This window comes from Blattabacterium cuenoti (genome assembly GCF_014252115.1).
Classification (GTDB): Bacteria; Bacteroidota; Bacteroidia; order Flavobacteriales; family Blattabacteriaceae; genus Blattabacterium; species Blattabacterium cuenoti_AK.
In genome coordinates, this window is the sequence record NZ_CP059211.1 from 36,928 (window position 1) to 53,681 (window position 16,754).

13 protein-coding genes and 3 tRNA genes are annotated in these 16,754 nt (G+C 24.0%); 15 read left to right on the forward strand and 1 reads right to left on the reverse strand.

From position 1 onward, the window contains the following. Positions 1 to 103 precede the first annotated feature (103 nt). The 5 genes from H0H44_RS00140 to H0H44_RS00160 all read left to right on the forward strand — a co-directional run bounded on the left by H0H44_RS00140 (position 104) and on the right by H0H44_RS00160 (position 3,100). Positions 104 to 628 carry an Lrp/AsnC family transcriptional regulator gene (locus H0H44_RS00140; RefSeq protein ID WP_185871671.1) on the forward strand — a complete coding sequence of 175 codons (525 nt, stop codon included), beginning with the start codon at positions 104 to 106 and terminating at the stop codon, positions 626 to 628. Positions 629 to 742: 114 nt separating this feature from the next. Continuing rightward, positions 743 to 2,776 carry an HD family phosphohydrolase gene (locus H0H44_RS00145; protein WP_185871672.1) on the forward strand — a complete coding sequence of 678 codons (2,034 nt, stop codon included), beginning with the start codon at positions 743 to 745 and terminating at the stop codon, positions 2,774 to 2,776. Between the two features lie 65 nt (positions 2,777 to 2,841). Continuing rightward, positions 2,842 to 2,926 (forward strand) — tRNA-Ser (locus tag H0H44_RS00150). A gap of 10 nt (positions 2,927 to 2,936) precedes the next feature. Then, a tRNA-Pro gene (locus H0H44_RS00155) sits at positions 2,937 to 3,011 on the forward strand. Positions 3,012 to 3,026: 15 nt separating this feature from the next. Next, positions 3,027 to 3,100: transfer RNA gene (locus H0H44_RS00160), tRNA-Arg, on the forward strand. 5 nt (positions 3,101 to 3,105) lie between these two features. Here the strand turns inward: H0H44_RS00160 and clpP are convergent. Next, positions 3,106 to 3,777: an ATP-dependent Clp endopeptidase proteolytic subunit ClpP gene (gene clpP, locus H0H44_RS00165; protein ID WP_185871673.1), complete on the reverse strand. Its 672-nt coding sequence runs from the start codon at positions 3,775 to 3,777 to the stop codon at positions 3,106 to 3,108. 116 nt (positions 3,778 to 3,893) lie between these two features. On the opposite strand from clpP, the gene H0H44_RS00170 reads away from it, so the two are divergent. The 10 genes from H0H44_RS00170 to alaS all read left to right on the forward strand — a co-directional run bounded on the left by H0H44_RS00170 (position 3,894) and on the right by alaS (position 16,741). Next, positions 3,894 to 5,351, forward strand: a complete 1,458-nt coding sequence (locus H0H44_RS00170) for a lipopolysaccharide biosynthesis protein (protein ID WP_185871674.1) — start codon at positions 3,894 to 3,896, stop codon at positions 5,349 to 5,351. An 8-nt stretch (positions 5,352 to 5,359) separates the two neighbouring features. Then, positions 5,360 to 5,740 carry a dCTP deaminase/dUTPase family protein gene (locus H0H44_RS00175; RefSeq protein ID WP_185871675.1) on the forward strand — a complete coding sequence of 127 codons (381 nt, stop codon included), beginning with the start codon at positions 5,360 to 5,362 and terminating at the stop codon, positions 5,738 to 5,740. Between the two features lie 8 nt (positions 5,741 to 5,748). Continuing rightward, positions 5,749 to 6,774: a sugar phosphate nucleotidyltransferase gene (locus tag H0H44_RS00180; RefSeq protein WP_185871676.1), complete on the forward strand. Its 1,026-nt coding sequence runs from the start codon at positions 5,749 to 5,751 to the stop codon at positions 6,772 to 6,774. 53 nt (positions 6,775 to 6,827) lie between these two features. Continuing rightward, positions 6,828 to 7,022 (forward strand): Sec-independent protein translocase subunit TatA/TatB, encoded by a 195-nt coding sequence (locus tag H0H44_RS00185; RefSeq protein WP_185871677.1) that lies wholly within the window; start codon positions 6,828 to 6,830, stop codon positions 7,020 to 7,022. Positions 7,023 to 7,101: 79 nt separating this feature from the next. Then, a complete protein-coding gene (locus tag H0H44_RS00190) occupies positions 7,102 to 8,196 on the forward strand; it encodes a lytic transglycosylase domain-containing protein (RefSeq protein WP_185871678.1) in 1,095 nt (364 codons plus the stop codon). Between the two features lie 87 nt (positions 8,197 to 8,283). Continuing rightward, entirely contained in the window at positions 8,284 to 9,273 is a 990-nt protein-coding gene (gene recA, locus H0H44_RS00195; protein WP_185871679.1) for a recombinase RecA, read from the forward strand. Next, positions 9,270 to 10,040, forward strand: coding sequence for an MBL fold metallo-hydrolase (locus H0H44_RS00200; RefSeq protein WP_185871680.1), 771 nt, complete (start codon positions 9,270 to 9,272; stop codon positions 10,038 to 10,040). The genes recA and H0H44_RS00200 overlap by 4 nt, the downstream gene beginning before the upstream one ends. Positions 10,041 to 10,078: 38 nt before the next feature. After that, a complete protein-coding gene (gene ccsA / locus H0H44_RS00205) occupies positions 10,079 to 13,225 on the forward strand; it encodes a cytochrome c biogenesis protein CcsA (protein WP_185871681.1) in 3,147 nt (1,048 codons plus the stop codon). Continuing rightward, positions 13,222 to 14,043 (forward strand): lysophospholipid acyltransferase family protein, encoded by an 822-nt coding sequence (locus H0H44_RS00210; protein ID WP_238786137.1) that lies wholly within the window; start codon positions 13,222 to 13,224, stop codon positions 14,041 to 14,043. Before ccsA ends, H0H44_RS00210 begins: the two co-directional genes overlap by 4 nt. 10 nt (positions 14,044 to 14,053) lie before the next feature. Next, positions 14,054 to 16,741 (forward strand): alanine--tRNA ligase, encoded by a 2,688-nt coding sequence (gene alaS / locus H0H44_RS00215; protein ID WP_185871682.1) that lies wholly within the window; start codon positions 14,054 to 14,056, stop codon positions 16,739 to 16,741. Positions 16,742 to 16,754 lie beyond the last annotated feature (13 nt).

The following is a 16,754-nucleotide window of genomic DNA, read 5'->3' on the forward strand; positions in this document are numbered from 1 at the left end:
ATAAATATAAAAATATGTTGAAAAACAAGAATTTCTTTCTTCAAAATAAAGTTTTGTATCTTGATACTTGTAATACCTTTAAAAAAATTAAAAATATAAAACAATGATTCTAAGATATAACACAGACGAAATTGATAATACCATTGTTAGAAAATTAAATATAAATGCTAGAATTCCTTATACTGAAATTAGCAAACAAATCAGCAAAGAAATTAAACCATTATCTGTTGGAACCGTTCATGTCAGAGTGAAAAAATTGGAAAATGCGGGAATTATCAAAGGAAGTACATTAGTCATAGGTTATGAGTCTTTAGGTTTTCATTTAATAGCTTTTGTAGGGATTTTGTCAAATTCTCGTGAATCAAAATTCGTAAAAGAAGAATTGAAAAAAATTCCAAATATAGTTCAACTGTATATTACTTCAGGTAAATATAATTTATTTTGTAGAATTATTGCTAGAGATCCTTCAGATGCAAGAGATGTGATTTCAAAAATAGGAGAAATAAAAGGAGTGCTTAGAACAGAATCTACCATTTGTTTAGAAGAAAGTATAAATGACGAAAATAGATTGTTATCCAATATTTTACAAAAAAATAAAACATTTTATAAGTATAAAAAAAAGACATAAATAATTGATAATCATTATAGTGTTTTCTCTCAATATGAAAAACATGAAATTTCTTCAAAGAAAAAAAATTAATCCTTACAAAAAAATTGCATAAGCTTCAATTTTTTTTAGGTAATGGACAACTTCTTCAAATTATATAATAAAAATATTGTACATAGAACTTTAGTTTTAATTGTTACAATCTTATTACTGACATTTTTTTTCCCAAAAAAAGAATTTTTTAAGTATAAGTTTTCAGAAGGAGAAATTTGGTCTTATGAGAATTTATATTCTCCATTTAATTTTTTAGTACCGAAAAATGATCAAGATTTAAATTTAGAAATCAAAGAACTAAAAAAAAATCAAGAAATATTTTGTATACAAAATGAAAAGATAGTAGAAAACATAAAAAAAAAGTTAAGAAAAATTTCATTTTTACGGAAAAAAAAACATTACAATAAAATTGTTCGAATAATTAATGTAATATATAAATATGGATATATAGAAAATTATGATAATTTTCTAAAACGAAATAAAATTCACACAATTTATATTAAAAAGGATAAAAAATGGATTCCAATTTCATATAAAAAAATTTTCACTCATGAAAAAGTTAGTAATTTTATCAAAAATAATTTTCAAAAAAAAAATCAAAATCAACGTATCAAAAATTTAAGAAAATTTTTAAGAAAAATCATTATTCCCAATTTTTTTTACAGTCAGTATTATACTGATTTTTTCTTTCAAAGAAAAATTCAATCCATACAAAAAATTAAATATTCCTTTAAAAAAGGAGATAATATTATTAAAAATAATGAAATTGTAAATAAAAATAAATTTAAAATTTTATCTTTTTTCAAAAAAGAATATGAAAGTAAAATATGGAATAAAAAAAAATATTATTGTCTTATTATAGGACATTTTTTAACAATAAGCATTGTATTTTCCATATTTATATTATATGTTTTTTATTTTGAAAATAAAACATTTCATAATAATAGAGAAGTAAACTTTTTAATTATAAGTATATTATTAATATCATTAATTACCGTTATAATTTTAAAACATCATTCAAAAATATTATATATAATCCCCTTTTGTATACTTCCCATAAGCGTACGTGTTTTTTTTAATTTCAATTTAAGTATTTTTATTCATTTAATAACCATCTTATTATTATCCCTAATTACGCCAAATAGTTTCGAATTTATTTTTATTCAAGTTGTTGCAGGTTTTTTAGTTTTGTTAACAAAAAGAAATATTTCAAAAATGGAAAACCTTTTTATTGCTATAGTAAAAATAATTATGACTTATATTATTACTTTTAGTTTGCTTACTCTAATCAGAGATGGATCTTTAGGGAAAATTTCTTTGTATACTTTTTCCTTATTTTTTTTTAGTGGAATTTTAACATTATTTGTTCATCCACTAATATTTCTTTTTGAAAAACTATTGAATTTAATTTCAGATACTTCGTTATTAGAACTATCTGACACTAATAAACCTATATTAAGATTATTATCTAAAAAAGCCCCAGGAACTTTACAACATGTTCTAACAGTAGCTAACATTGCAGAGGAAGCGGCTGTTGCAATTGGGGCTAATTCTTTATTAGTAAAAATAGGTGCTATTTACCATGATATTGGTAAAATAAAAAATCCTATATATTTTACTGAAAATCAGTGTAATAATATAATTAACCCTCATAATAAATTAAGTCCAAAAGAAAGCGCTAAGATTATTTTGGAACATGTATCAATAGGAATTCAACTTGCAAAAAAGTATCATTTACCTGATCTTATTACTGATTTTATAAGGACTCATCATGGAAATAGTATTGTTTATTATTTTTATGACAAACAAAAAAAAATATATCCAAATATAAAAGTGGATAAAAAACAATTTCAGTATTCTGGCCCTAAACCTTTTTCAAAAGAAACTGCTATTGTAATGATAGCTGATTCTGTAGAAGCTGCTTCAAAAAGTATCAAAAATCCATCAAATAAAGATTTAGAAAATTTGGTAGAAAATATAATAAAAAAACAAAAAATAGAAAATCAATTTTCTAACGTAAATATAACTTTAAAAGAAATAGAAAAAGTAAAAAAAGTTATGAAAAAAAAATTAAAAAATATTTATCACACTAGAATAGAATATCCTAATGTTTAATTAATTATATTATACATAAATTATTTGATTATTTAATAGATCTATTTTAGATTTGTATCTTTTTTGGAGAATTGCCGGAGTGGTTAACGGAACAGTTTGCTAAACTGTCGGTATTATAATACTGCGTGGGTTCGAATCCCACATTCTCCGTATAAAAAAACGGGGTATAGCGTAGTTTGGTTATCGCGCCTGGTTTGGGACCAGGAGATCGTAGGTTCAAATCCTGCTACCCCGATATTATTTTTATTAAGATCACGTAGCTCAAACGGATAGAGCTACTGCCTTCTAAGCAGTAGGTTACAGGTTCGAATCCTGTCGTGATCATATTTTTATTTTTTTCCTTCTAATATCTCATCTATCATTCCATATTCTTTTGCTTCCACAGAAGTCATCCAGTAATCCCGATCTGAATCTTTTTCTATTTTATCTATAGGTAACCCTGAATGTTTCGATATAATCTCATAAAGATCTTTTTTTAATTTTATAATTTCACGTACTGTTATTTCAATATCCGAAGCTTGACCTTGTGCCCCTCCTATAGGTTGATGAATCATAATCCTAGAATGTTTTAATGCAGACCTCTTATTTTTTACTCCTGCACAAAGAAGTATAGCGGCCATAGATGCAGCCATACCAGTGCAAATAGTTGCTATATCTGGTTCTACAATTTGCATTGTGTCATATATTCCTAAACCAGCATAAACGTCTCCTCCTGGAGAATTAATATAGATTTGTATATCTTTTGTATTATCCACAGACTGTAAAAATAATAATTGAGCTTGTACTATGTTAGCAACCTGATCCTCTATTGCTGTTCCCAAAAAAATAACTCTGTCCATCATTAAACGAGAAAAAACATCCATCTGAGCCACATTTAATTTTCTTTCTTCAACAATATAAGGAGTCATAAACTTAATGTAATCATTAATTGTTAAACTACTTATTTTCTTATGTTTTGTTGCATATAGCATAAAATCTTCTGATTTTTTTTGATAATTCATTTATTTTAAATTAAAAACTTTTCCAAAGTTACTTTCTTACTATGTAAAATTTTTATAAAAAATTTATACATGCATAAAAAAAATACAGAAATTAGAAACTTTTAATTAAAAAAGCATTGAATTTATATAAAAAATTAGCCATACAAACTATTATTTATTCCATAGGGTTCATATTTCCTAGAATCATTAATTATGTTTTTTTAAAATTTTTTACTGCTTTTTTTAAAAGAGAAGAATTTTCTCTTTACACAGACATGTATGCGTTATCTTTTATCCTCATAGGTTTTCTTTCTTTTGGTTTAGAAAATACCTATTTTAGATTTTTGTACAAAAAAAATTATAATAAAGAAATTGTTTTTTCAACCATAGTTATAATACAATTATTAATTAGTTCTTTTTTTTTAATAGTTTCTATGATTTTGATAAAATACATATCTTATATTGCTGGTTATCAAGAACATCCAGAATATTTTTTCATGTTTTTTTTAATTATATTTTTTGATACAATTTGTAGTCTTCCTATGGCTTGGCTTCGTGCAAATAATAAGCCTTTACATTATTCTACAATAAATATTATAAATACATTGACACAATCACTCATGATAACATATTTATTTTTTTTTTGTGAAAATGTTCATATAAAAAAAAATTCCTTTTTTTTTATTAAATGGTTTAGTTCTTTTACAGATAAAATAGGTTATATATTTTTTGCAAATGTGATTTCTTCTTTAGGAAATTTATTTTTAATTCTCCCCATTATTTTAAAAAAAGTAACTATAAAAAAATTCAATAAGACTCTTGCTATGAGTATGTTAAATTATGGAATTCCTATAATGTTAGGAACTATTGCATTTTCTATAAATGAAAATTTAGATAAAATTTTGATTAAAAGATGGATGTCAGATGATGTTAATGGATCTTATTCTGCTTGTTATAAAATAGCAACTTTCATGAATTTTTATATTAGAATTTTTAGATTAGGAATTGAACCTTTTTTTTTTAAAAAATCTGGTGACTCCAACGCAATGGATTATTATGAAGAAATTATTTATGTGTTTATTCTATTTGGATTAGTCTTTTATGTAATGGTATGTGGAAATATAAATATTTTTATGAAATTTTTAATTGATAAAAAATATCATTCGGCTGTTTCTATTATTCCTGTAATAATGATGGGAAATTTATTTTTGGGTGTTTATACTAATTTATCCATCTTTTACAAGATTATAGATAAACCTATTATTGGAACTTATATATCCTTAATTGGTGTATTAATTACTTTTTTATTTAATGTTATTTTCATTATTATGCCTAATAATAGTTTTATGATTCCTGCTTGGGGAACCTTAATATCTTATGGATCTATGTTAGTAGTTCTGTATATTTGGGGGAAAAAAAAATTTTTTAAATTTTGCAATAAAAAAATAAAAAACATTATAATGCACTTTTTATTTGCACTTTTTATCGTATTTGTAACAGAAAAAAAAATGAAATTTGGCTTGTTATTACAATTTTTATATTTAATAATTATCTTTTTTTCTGAAAAAAAAAGGTTGATTTATTTGATTAAATAAAATAAATTTTGCGTAAAGAAATAATACATCAATTAGTTTTAACCGCTAATATAAAAAAAACTACTTCTATTAATTTTTTGGAAAGAAAATTGATTTCGACAGGAGTTTTTATCCAGATTTTGAAGAATATTAGATATTCTTTTTTTTTGAGAAAAAATTTGAAAAAATATATCTGTATAATTCATTTAAATAAAGAACATTTAAATTATAAATATAAAGAAATTCAAATAATTATAATAAACGTTTGTTTTAAAAACATAAAGATTGAACCTTATGAAAAATTGTTGATAATAGATCTTGTTAAGAATGTTAAAATAAAATGGGAACAATGTTCTATTTTAAATAGAAGCACGAGAGGAAGTAGTTGTTTCGGTAGCACTGGAATATAAAAATGAATATGAAAATTATAATTCCTATGGCCGGAAAAGGATCTCGTCTTTTTCCGCATACTTTAAATACTCCTAAACCACTGATATATATAGCAGGAAAAACAGTTTTAAGAAGACTTTTGGAAAGTTTATGTAATCTGATTCATATTTTTTCCATACAAGAAATTGTTTTTATCATAGGAAATTTTGGAAAAAAAGTGGAAAAACAATTAATAAAATTATCTCATGATATGAATATAAACCCTGTTATATATTATCAAGTTGATCCACTTGGGACTGCAGATGCTTTATTGAAAGCTAAAAAATCTTTAACGGGAGAACCAATTCTTATTGCTTTTTCTGATTCTTTATTTTATCATAATTTTTTTGAGAAGGAAATTAATAACAATAATCAAGTAAATAATATTATATGGACAAAAAAAGTTAAAAATCCTCATTTATTTGGCGTTGTACAATGTGATTCTTCAGAACAAATTACTCGTTTTATAGAGAAACCTAGTAATTATATATCTAACCTTGCAATTGTAGGATTGTATTATTTTAAAAATAGCTTGCTTTTGAAAAAAGAATTAGAATCTTTATTAGATCATAACAATAATGAACAAGAGTATCAATTAACATCGGTTTTAGAAAATATGAGAAAAAAAGGAGAGAAATTTATTAGCAAACAAATTAAAAAGTGGATGGATTTTGGAAATAAAAAAAGAACTATTTCTTCAAATTCGAGAATATTATCCATTGAATCCAATGATTCTAAATTAATTCATAAAAAAGTCATTATAAAAAATAGTTTAATTATAAAACCTTGTTCAATAGAAGAAAACACAAATATTGAAGATAGTATTATAGGACCTTATGTTTCAATAGGTAAACATACTAACATAAAGAACTGTACTATAAAAAAGTCTATAATTCAAAATTATACAATTATTCAATATGCAAACTTGAATTATTCAATAATAGGAAATCATTCTGTATATGTAGGAGGAAAAGAAGAAAAAATAAATTTAAGTGACTATTCTGTGATCAAATGAATTAAAAATTGATAATTTTTTTTATATTTGATAAAAAAAATTCCATGAGTTATATGGATTTTATTTCTATTTTTTTTTCTATAATACTTGGTACTTTTGGTACTACAGAAATTGTGGTTATTATCATTCTTGCACTTTTATTATTTGGAGGTAAAAAGATTCCAGAATTAATGAGAGGATTGGGGACTGGATTAAAAGAATTCAAAAAAGCATCTGAATCTGAAGAAGAAGATTCAAAAAAAGAATAAAAACTTTATATTTCGTTATACGTTTGTTTATTAGGACTTTTTTTCCTAAAATTTTAGGAATTAATTAAACTAATAAATAATGGGAACGACAACGATAAGAAATATTATTTTTTTTGCATTCATACTAAAAAGCTTGATAATTCAATCTATATCAAAGCCATTTTTAGAACAAAAAAATGCAATAAACTTCCATAAAAACATTTACAAACCCAAATCAGATTTAAATAACATATATATAGAAAAATTGTGGAAAAAAATGTTAGGAAGAAAGAAAAAATATTTATCTGGGAAAAAGTTTTCACATAATCGTAAAAAAAATATTGTTATTATCAATATTAATGCAGAAAAACTGAAATTAAGATTAAATTTTCTAAATCAAAAATCTAAAATTAAAATACTAAACTACAATAGTATTGTACATGCTGCTGTAGAAAGTTATCTTCGTATGGATAAATATATAGGGAAAATCATTTCATTATCAGATTTTTATTTTCCTATGTTTGAAGAAAAACTTGAAAATCACCAACTTCCAAAAGAATTAAAATATTTAGCTATTATAGAATCAAGTTTAAATCCAGTTGTAACTTCTAAAGCAGGAGCGCAAGGCATTTGGCAATTTATGCCTGAAACTGGAAAAATATACAATCTTAATGTTAATAATGTTTATGACGATAGAAATGATCCTATTAAATCTACGGAAGCAGCTTGTCGATATTTAAAATTTTTATATAAAAAAATAGGAAATTGGGAATTAGTTTTAGCCGCTTATAATGCAGGTCCTGGAAAAGTTGATAAGATATTACAACGTCATAGAAATAGTAAAAATTTTTGGGAATTATGGGAATTTTTTCCTAGAGAAACTCAAAATTATATTCCAAAATTTATTGCCATAAACTATGTAATGAATTATTATAAGGAACATAATATTTCTAATCACTACCCTTCTCTCTACAAATATAAATATACAGATACTGTATTAATTCCTATAAAGGAAAAAATTTCTTTGAAGCTTTTTGCTTTTAATTTAAATATTTCTTACAAAGATTTAATCCTTCTTAATCCTCAATATCTTGTAGACCTTATTCCTTCTGGAAATAAATTAAGATTGCCAAAAAATAAAATTTTACTTTTTAAAAGTAAAGAAGTGTTTTTTTTTTCCAAAAAGAAACTATAAAATTAACTTTCATACATATACATTAAGAATAATGTAAAATGCATTATGATGATTATATACACTTGAAAAAAATTTATTTTCAAAATTATGAACGAAAAAATTGAAAAAAAAAGAAAATCCTTACAACTTGTTTTGGATAAAATGGATAAAATGTATGGAAAAGGAACTGTAATGCAAATGGGAGATTCTCATATAGAGAACATAGAAATTATTTCCTCTGGATCTTTAAGTTTAGATATTGCTTTAGGAATAAAAGGATTTCCAAAAGGTCGTATTATTGAAATATTTGGACCAGAATCTTCTGGAAAAACCACTTTAGCTTTACATTCTATAACTCAATCTCAAAAATTAGGAGGTTTCGCCAGTTTTATTGATGTAGAACACGCGTTTGATCCTGTTTATGCTCAGAAAATAGGAGTAAATATAAAAGAATTAATAATATCTCAACCCGATAATGGAGAACAAGCACTAGAAATTGTAGATAACCTAATTAGGTCTGGTGTAATTGATATAATAGTAGTTGATTCTGTAGCGGCTTTAACACCTAAAAGTGAAATAGAAGGAGAAATGGGAGATTCCAAAATAGGATTACAAGCAAGATTAATGTCTCAAGCCTTGAGAAAGATGACTTCAAGTATAGGAAAATCTAAAAGCATACTTATATTTATTAATCAACTTAGAGAAAAAATAGGAGTTTATGGAAATCCAGAAGTAACAACAGGAGGTAATGCCTTAAAATTTTATTCTTCAATACGATTAGATATTAGAAAAGGGAATCAAATCAAAGACGGGGAAAAAATATTAGGGAATAGAACAAAAGTAAAAGTAGTGAAAAATAAATTATCTCCTCCTTTTAAAATCGCAGAATTTGATATTTTATATGGAGAAGGAATTTCCAAAATAGGAGAAATTTTGGATCTAGGAGTAGATTTAGGGATTATTAACAAAAATGCATCTTGGTTTAGGTATGGAAATATTAAATTAGGTCAAGGAAGAGATTCTGTAAGAGAATTTTTAAAAGGAAAAGAAAATATCATAAATGAAATACAACAAAATATATACAAAAAAAATATATGAAAATTACTTTTTTGGGAACTGGTACTTCTCAGGGTATTCCCGTTATTGGATCCACACATCCGGTGTGTTTATCTAAAAATTCAAAAGATAAAAGACTAAGAAGTTCTATTTTAATTGAAAAAGATAAAAAGAATTTTTTAATAGATTGTAGCCCAGATTTTCGTTATCAAATGTTAATAAATAATTATAGAAAATTGGACGCTATCTTTATGACACATGAACATCAAGATCATATAGGTGGATTAGATGATATAAGACCAGTAAGTTTTATTATGAACAAACCTATTCCTATTTACGGTTTACGTAGAGTTATAGAAAATATAAAAAAAAGATTTTTTTATATTTTTTCAAAGAATCAAAAACTAAACGTTTCAAGAATTTCTGTCCATGAATTAGATGATTATAAAAAATTTTTTTCCGTAGAAAATTACAAAATTTTTCCTTTATCTATATGGCATGGATATTTACCTATTTTAGGTTTTCGAATGGAAAATTTTGCTTATATCACGGATGCTAGCAATATTCCTATTCAAACAGTACAAAAATTAAAGGGAATTAATACTTTAGTTTTAAATATTTTAAGAAAAGTAGTAAAAAATCCTTTTTCTTTTATGCTTTCTGAAACTTTGAACATTATCCAAAAAATTAAACCAAAAAAAACTTATTTAACACATATTAACCATACATTTGGATTTCACGAAGAAATAGAAAAACAATTACCTAAAAACGTACATATAGCTTATGATGGATTAATTATATATGAATGAATAACTAATATTATAAAAAAAAACGAATTCTATTTATTATGCAAATAATAAAAAAAATACTTTTTTCCACAAAAATTACTTCCTTTTTATTCTTATTGTTAGCTTTTTCTATGTCTATCGCTACTTTTATAGAAAAAAAATATTCCACAGATGTAGCAAAAGTATTTATTTATGAATCCACTTGGTTTGAAGTTATCATACTGTTTATTATAGTAAATCTAATAGGAAATATATGGAAATATAAATTATGGAACTACAATAAATTTCCTTTATTTATTTTTCATTTATCATTTGTATTAATTTTTATTGGTAGTATTTTTTCCAGATATTATAGTTTTGAAGGAACAATGTCTATAAGAGAGGGAGAAACAAATGGTAAAATTCTTTCTAGGAAAAACTACGTAAAATTAAAAATAAGTCGTGGATCTACCACTAGATTTTATCATGATCCTTACATTTTTTCATCTATTCATTATAAATATAAAGGAAGGTTTTTTTTTCAAGAAAATCCTTTAAAAATAAAAATTCTAGATTATACACCATGTGTAAAAATGGTTTTGTTGAAAAAAAAACAAAAAGAAAAAATTATCAGAATAATTTCCACAGATCAAAAAGAAAGAACAGAACATTTTATTAAAAATGGAGATACTACAAATGTAAATGGAATTACATTTTCTTTTAATAAGAAAATCCCTTTTGGGGTTATAATTTTTGAAAAAGAAAATAAACTTTATATAAAATCATCTTTTTCAGGTCAAGCTATTAACATGCTTAATAAAAAAGTCAGTTTTTTACTTAAAAATAATAATAGTGTATTAAAAATAAAACATTTATATCAAATTATAATTGATAAAAATCATAGAATAATACAGTGGGTTATTCCTGAAGGAATAGTAAAAGGAGAATTAAAATATGTAAAATCATGCAACCATGAAGATAATAATCAATTAAGCGCTATTACGGCTAAAATATATTTCAAAAATAAATCTAAATTATTGACATTTCTAGGAGGAAAAAACAGAATAAATATGAGTAATCCTTTATTTTTTGAGGATTATAAGATATCTATTGGATATGGTTCAATCTTTATGAATCTTCCTTTTTTTATAAAATTAAAAAAATTTAAAGTGGAAAACTATCCAGGTTCCGAATTTCCATCCACTTTTATGAGTCATGTTACATTAATAGATAATAATAAGAGAAAAAATTATTTAATTTATATGAATAATATTTTGAATTATAAAGGATTTAGATTTTTTCAATACGGATATGACCCAGATGGGAAAGGAACTCATTTTTCTGTTAATAATGATTATTTAGGTACATATTTTTCTTATGCAGGTTACATTTTTATGAGTATAGGGATGTTTTTTACTTTATTTTGGAAAGGAACTAGATTCAATAGTCTTAAAAAAAGATTAAGATATTTATCTTATAAAAATTATTCAATATTATTTTTTTTATTTTTTTTATGTGTACATAATTTTTCGTATTCTCAAATACATGAATTCAGAAAAATTCCATTAGAAAATGTTTTTGATGCTATTCATATTCCTAAAAAACATAGCGATAATTTTGGACGTTTATTAGTACAAGATAATAAAGGAAGAATTAAACCTATTAATACAATTGCTATTGAGTTACTTAGAAAAATACATAAACGAGATTCTATAGGAAAATTAGATGCTAATCAATGGTTTATATCTATACATCAAGATAATATTTTTTGGTCAAAAATTCCATTTATTAAAGCCGATAAAAAAGGAGGACATAAATTTTTAAATAAAGTGAAAGCAAATCAAGAGCATTATGTTTCTCTTATGGATTTATATTTTATAGATACAAAAACTTCAAAATTAAAGTTTATTCTAAAAGAAGATTATGAATTAGCATTTTCTAAAAATCCTACTCAAAGAAATGAATATGATAAAGCTATTCTGAATCTTAGTGAACGAATAGGTATAATACATGAAATTTTTCAAGGTAAATATATGAGGATTTTCCCTATTCCTCATGATATAAATCACACTTGGTCTAGTTGGATTTCAAATTCAAATAAATTAAATTCTTTGGGTTTATACATGTTTAATAATTATCTTAAATCTTTATCATTTTCTCAGAATGAAAAAAATTGGAATATCGCAGATAATGAAATTAAAAAAATAAGATTATATCAAATCAAACATGCTAAATCTATTTTACCTTCAGAAAATAAAATATCTGCAGAAATTATTTATAATAAACTAAATATATTTTATATATTGTCTTTCATCTATCTTATATTAGGAGTAATTATTATTATTAATTCTTTTTTGACAATTTTTTTCAAAAAAAATTTCTTTTTTTTTTCTAAAATATTTATTTTCATTTTATTTTTTCTATTTATTCTCAATTTTTTAGGTTTAATTACTAGATGGTATATCTCTGGACATGCTCCATGGACTAATGGATATGAATCTGCAATTTTTATTAGTTGGAGTTTAATTGGTATAGGTTTTTTATTTTTTAAAAATCAGTTTGTTCCAGGAATTACTGCTATTATTGCATCCATTTTACTTATGATAGCACATGGGAGTGCTATGGATCCAGAAATAACTAATTTAGTTCCCGTTTTAAAATCTCATTGGTTAATCATACATGTAGCCACAATAATATCCAGTTATGGTTTTTTTTTGACAGGAGCATTTTTGGGATTTTTCGTATTACTTTTTTTTATATTAAAAATATGTTTCCATAATTATAGTGAAATGATTCATTTTCATATTGAAAAATTAACTGTTATTAATGAAATATGTTTAACTGTAGGTCTGTTTTTATTAACTATAGGAACTTTTTTAGGTTCTGTTTGGGCTAATAATAGTTGGGGTCGTTACTGGAGTTGGGATCCTAAGGAAACTTGGGCTTTAATCAGTATCATGATTTATGCTTTTGTATTGCATCTTCGCTTAGTTCCACCTTTAAAAAGTATATTTATTTTTAATTTTTCCAGTATATTATCAGTAAGTTCTATTTTAATGACTTATTTTGGAGTAAATTACTATTTATCAGGAATGCATTCTTATGCAAAAGGAGATCCTATTTCAATACCTTGTTGGATGTATTACAGTTTGTCAATTTTATTAATTATTACTATTTTATCTTATTACTCATTCAAACTTCATAAAAATATATATAATAAAAAGTGAGTTTTCATTTATTTTTTTTTAAAAAATATTTAAAAATAAAAAATTCGAAAAAAAAAGAAAGTAATTTTTTTAGAGATGCATTTGGGAATTTTCATTTTATAAAACGTTTTTTAATTTTTACTTTAGGTTTTATTTCTTATAATCGATATAATGGATTCAATCAATTACATTTGGAAGGCACTGAATATATAAAAGATTTACCTGATAAAAAAGTTCTTTTTGTATCTAATCATCAAACATATTTTGCGGATGTTTTTGCTATGTTCCATGTATTTTGTAGCGTAAAGAATGGTTTTATTAATAGTATCAAAAATCCTATTTATCTTTTAAATCCTAAAATTAATTTATATTATGTAGCTGCTAGAGAAACTATGAAAAAATGTTTTTTAACCAAATTATTTACTTATTCAGGAGGAATAACCGTAAAAAGAACTTGGAAAAAAGAAGAAGAACAAATTAATCGTTCCGTAAGTATAATATCTGATATTACTCGTATGGGAATTGCTATTAATGATGGATGGCTAATTACTTTCCCGCAAGGAACAACTAAAGCTTTTGCTCCTGGACGAAGAGGAATAGTTCATGTTATCAGAAAATACAATCCTATTGTTGTTCCCATTGTTATAGATGGATTTCAAAAAGCTTATGATAAAAAAGGGATTCGTATTAAGAAAAAAGGAGTTTTACAGAAAATGAAATTTAAAAAGCCAATTCAATTGGATTTAAAAAAAGAAACAACAGATTCTATCATGAAAAAAATAATGGATTCTATCGAACAATCTCCTAAATATAGAAGATATAAATTAGATCAAGGATAGAATAAGAAATATGAAATATAAATCTATAAAAGATACTTTTCTTAATTTTTTTCAAAAAAAAAAACATAAAATCATTCCTTCTTTTCCCATTCATTCAATAAATGACTCCAGTCTTTTTTTTATTAATGCAGGAATGAACCCTTTTAAAGATTATTTTCTAGGACATAGAATACCTGAATATAAAAGGATAACAAATATTCAGAAATGTCTTAGAGTAACTGGAAAACATAATGATTTAGAAAATGTAGGATATGACAATTATCATCATACCATGTTTGAAATGTTAGGAAATTGGTCTTTTGGAGATTATTCAAGAAAAGAAACTATAGAATGGGCTTGGGAATTATTAATTAATGAATATAATATTCCTAATCAAAATATATATGTATCTGTTTTTGTTGGAGATAAAGAAGATCAATTGCCTATAGATCAAGAAACTCTTAAGTTTTGGAAAATTTTAACTAACGAAAATAATATTCTTTTTTTTGGAAAAAAAGATAATTTTTGGGAAATGGGATCAACAGGACCTTGTGGTCCTTGTTCAGAAATTCATATAGATCTACGAAGTGAAAAAGAAAAAAAAATATTACCGGGTAAATATCTTGTAAATAAAAAACATCCTAAAGTAATAGAAATTTGGAATCTTGTTTTTATAGAATTTATTCGTAAATCAGATGGAACATTAGAAAAACTTTCTACAAAACATGTAGATACAGGAATGGGTTTGGAAAGATTATGTATGGTTTTACAAGATAAAATTTCTAGTTATGAAACTGATATTTTTTATCCTATTATTCAAGATATAAAAGAAGATTTAGGAAAAATTTATAATAAAGATGATTTTCATCAAGAAGTATCTATACGGATCATAGCAGATCATTTAAGAGCTGTTGTTTTTTCTATTTCAGATGGTCAATTACCATCAAATAATGGGGCTGGTTATGTGATAAGAAAAATACTAAGAAGATCCGTTATTTTTTCTAACCGTTTTTTATATAAAAAAGAACCCTTTATCTACAAATTTGTAAATTCTTTAATAAGAGAAATGAAAAGTTCTTTTCCAGAATTGGAAAAGAAAAAAAAATATATACAGGATGTGATTAATGAAGAAGAATTATCTTTTTTTAGTGTGATTGAAAAAGGAAATAAAAAAATTAAACATATAATTGATAAACATAGAAATATGAACAATAAAGTCATCGATGGAGAAAAAATCTTTCAATTATACGATACTTATGGATTTCCTATGAAATTATCTAAAATATTGATTGAAAAAAATAATTTATCTATTGATGAAAAATCATTTCATAAAAAATTATTAGAACAACAAGAGAAATCTAAAAGAGAAAGCAATTTAATTATAAAAAAAGATTGGATAAAAGTGCATTCTAATTTTGATGAAAACAAAAGTCAGAATTTCATAGGGTATGATCTTACAGAGATCAATGTTTTTATACTAAAATACCGAGAAGTAAAAAATAATTTCAGAAAAATTCACTATTATGAATTAGTTTTGTCTAAAACACCTTTTTATCCTAAAGGAGGTGGTCAATTGGGCGATACAGGTTTTATAGAAAATAAAATTGAAAAAATAGATGTTTTTGAGACTAAAATAGAAAATTCACTTATTATACATAGTGTTCAAAAATTACCTTCATATATTTTTTCTTCTTTTAAGGCTAAAATTGATAAAAATAAAAGAGAAAAGATAGAAAAAAATCACACTTCTACCCATTTATTACATTTTGCTTTGAAAAAAATTTTAGGAAACCATATTCAACAAAAAGGTTCTTACGTAGGAGACGATTATTTGAGGTTTGATTTTTCTCATTATAAAAAAATAACTACTCAAGAATTAAATAGAATAGAAAATTTAGTTCAAGAATTGATTTTTTCCGATCTTTTATTGAAAATAAAAACATTTAATTCTCTACAAGAAGCTAGAAAAATTTGTTCTTTTAACGAAAAGTTTGAAGATAAGTATAAACAAAAAGAAGTTAGAGTTGTCACCTTTGGTGATTCTTCAGAATTATGTATTGGAACACATGTTAAACGTACTGGATTGATTCAAATATTTGAAATATTATCTGAGTTTTCTATATCGCATGGAATACGTAGAATTAAAGCTATTACATCAGAGAATGCACTTAAACATTTAAAATCTATTCGAGATCAATATCAATCTTTGAAAAAGATGGTAAAATACCCAGAATCTCCTATAAAAAGTTTTTCTATTTTGAAAAATTCTAATGATAAATTAAAACAGGAAATATCAAGAATTAATTTACAAAGAATTAGAATGTTAAAGAAAGAGTATTCTTTAAAAGCCATAGAACTTTCTTCTATAAGGATAAAATATATATGTGAGATTGATCATAATCAAAAAAATCAAGAAAAAGAAATAAATATCATAAAAAAAGTAGCTTTAGATTTAAGACATGAAATTTATAATTTATTTATGATTATAGGATTTATAAAAGATGAAAAAGTCATTATTTTCATATCTGTTTCCGATTTTGTTATTAAAAATAATAATGTTCATGCTCATAAAATAATATGTGGCATGGCTCCTCATATAGGAGGAAAATATTGGGGAAATTCTTCTTTTGCTACAGCAATAGGAACCAAAAAAAATGGATTAAGTTTAGTTTTAAAAGACGCGATAGCATGTCAAAATCATTTACAAAAAATAATATAAAATCAACTTTGAT

Excerpts from the sequence above, each read along its gene's own strand:
- H0H44_RS00145 (WP_185871672.1), top strand. The coding sequence starts at position 743 with ATGGACAACTTCTTCAAATTATATAATAAAAATATTGTACATAGAACT.
- clpP (WP_185871673.1), bottom strand. The coding sequence starts at position 3,777 with ATGAATTATCAAAAAAAATCAGAAGATTTTATGCTATATGCAACAAAA.
- recA (WP_185871679.1), top strand. The coding sequence starts at position 8,284 with ATGAACGAAAAAATTGAAAAAAAAAGAAAATCCTTACAACTTGTTTTG.
- ccsA (WP_185871681.1), top strand. The coding sequence starts at position 10,079 with ATGCAAATAATAAAAAAAATACTTTTTTCCACAAAAATTACTTCCTTT.
- H0H44_RS00185 (WP_185871677.1), top strand. The coding sequence starts at position 6,828 with ATGGATTTTATTTCTATTTTTTTTTCTATAATACTTGGTACTTTTGGT.
- H0H44_RS00180 (WP_185871676.1), top strand. The coding sequence starts at position 5,749 with ATGAAAATTATAATTCCTATGGCCGGAAAAGGATCTCGTCTTTTTCCG.
- H0H44_RS00190 (WP_185871678.1), top strand. The coding sequence starts at position 7,102 with ATGGGAACGACAACGATAAGAAATATTATTTTTTTTGCATTCATACTA.
- H0H44_RS00200 (WP_185871680.1), top strand. The coding sequence starts at position 9,270 with ATGAAAATTACTTTTTTGGGAACTGGTACTTCTCAGGGTATTCCCGTT.
- H0H44_RS00140 (WP_185871671.1), top strand. The coding sequence starts at position 104 with ATGATTCTAAGATATAACACAGACGAAATTGATAATACCATTGTTAGA.
- alaS (WP_185871682.1), top strand. The coding sequence starts at position 14,054 with ATGAAATATAAATCTATAAAAGATACTTTTCTTAATTTTTTTCAAAAA.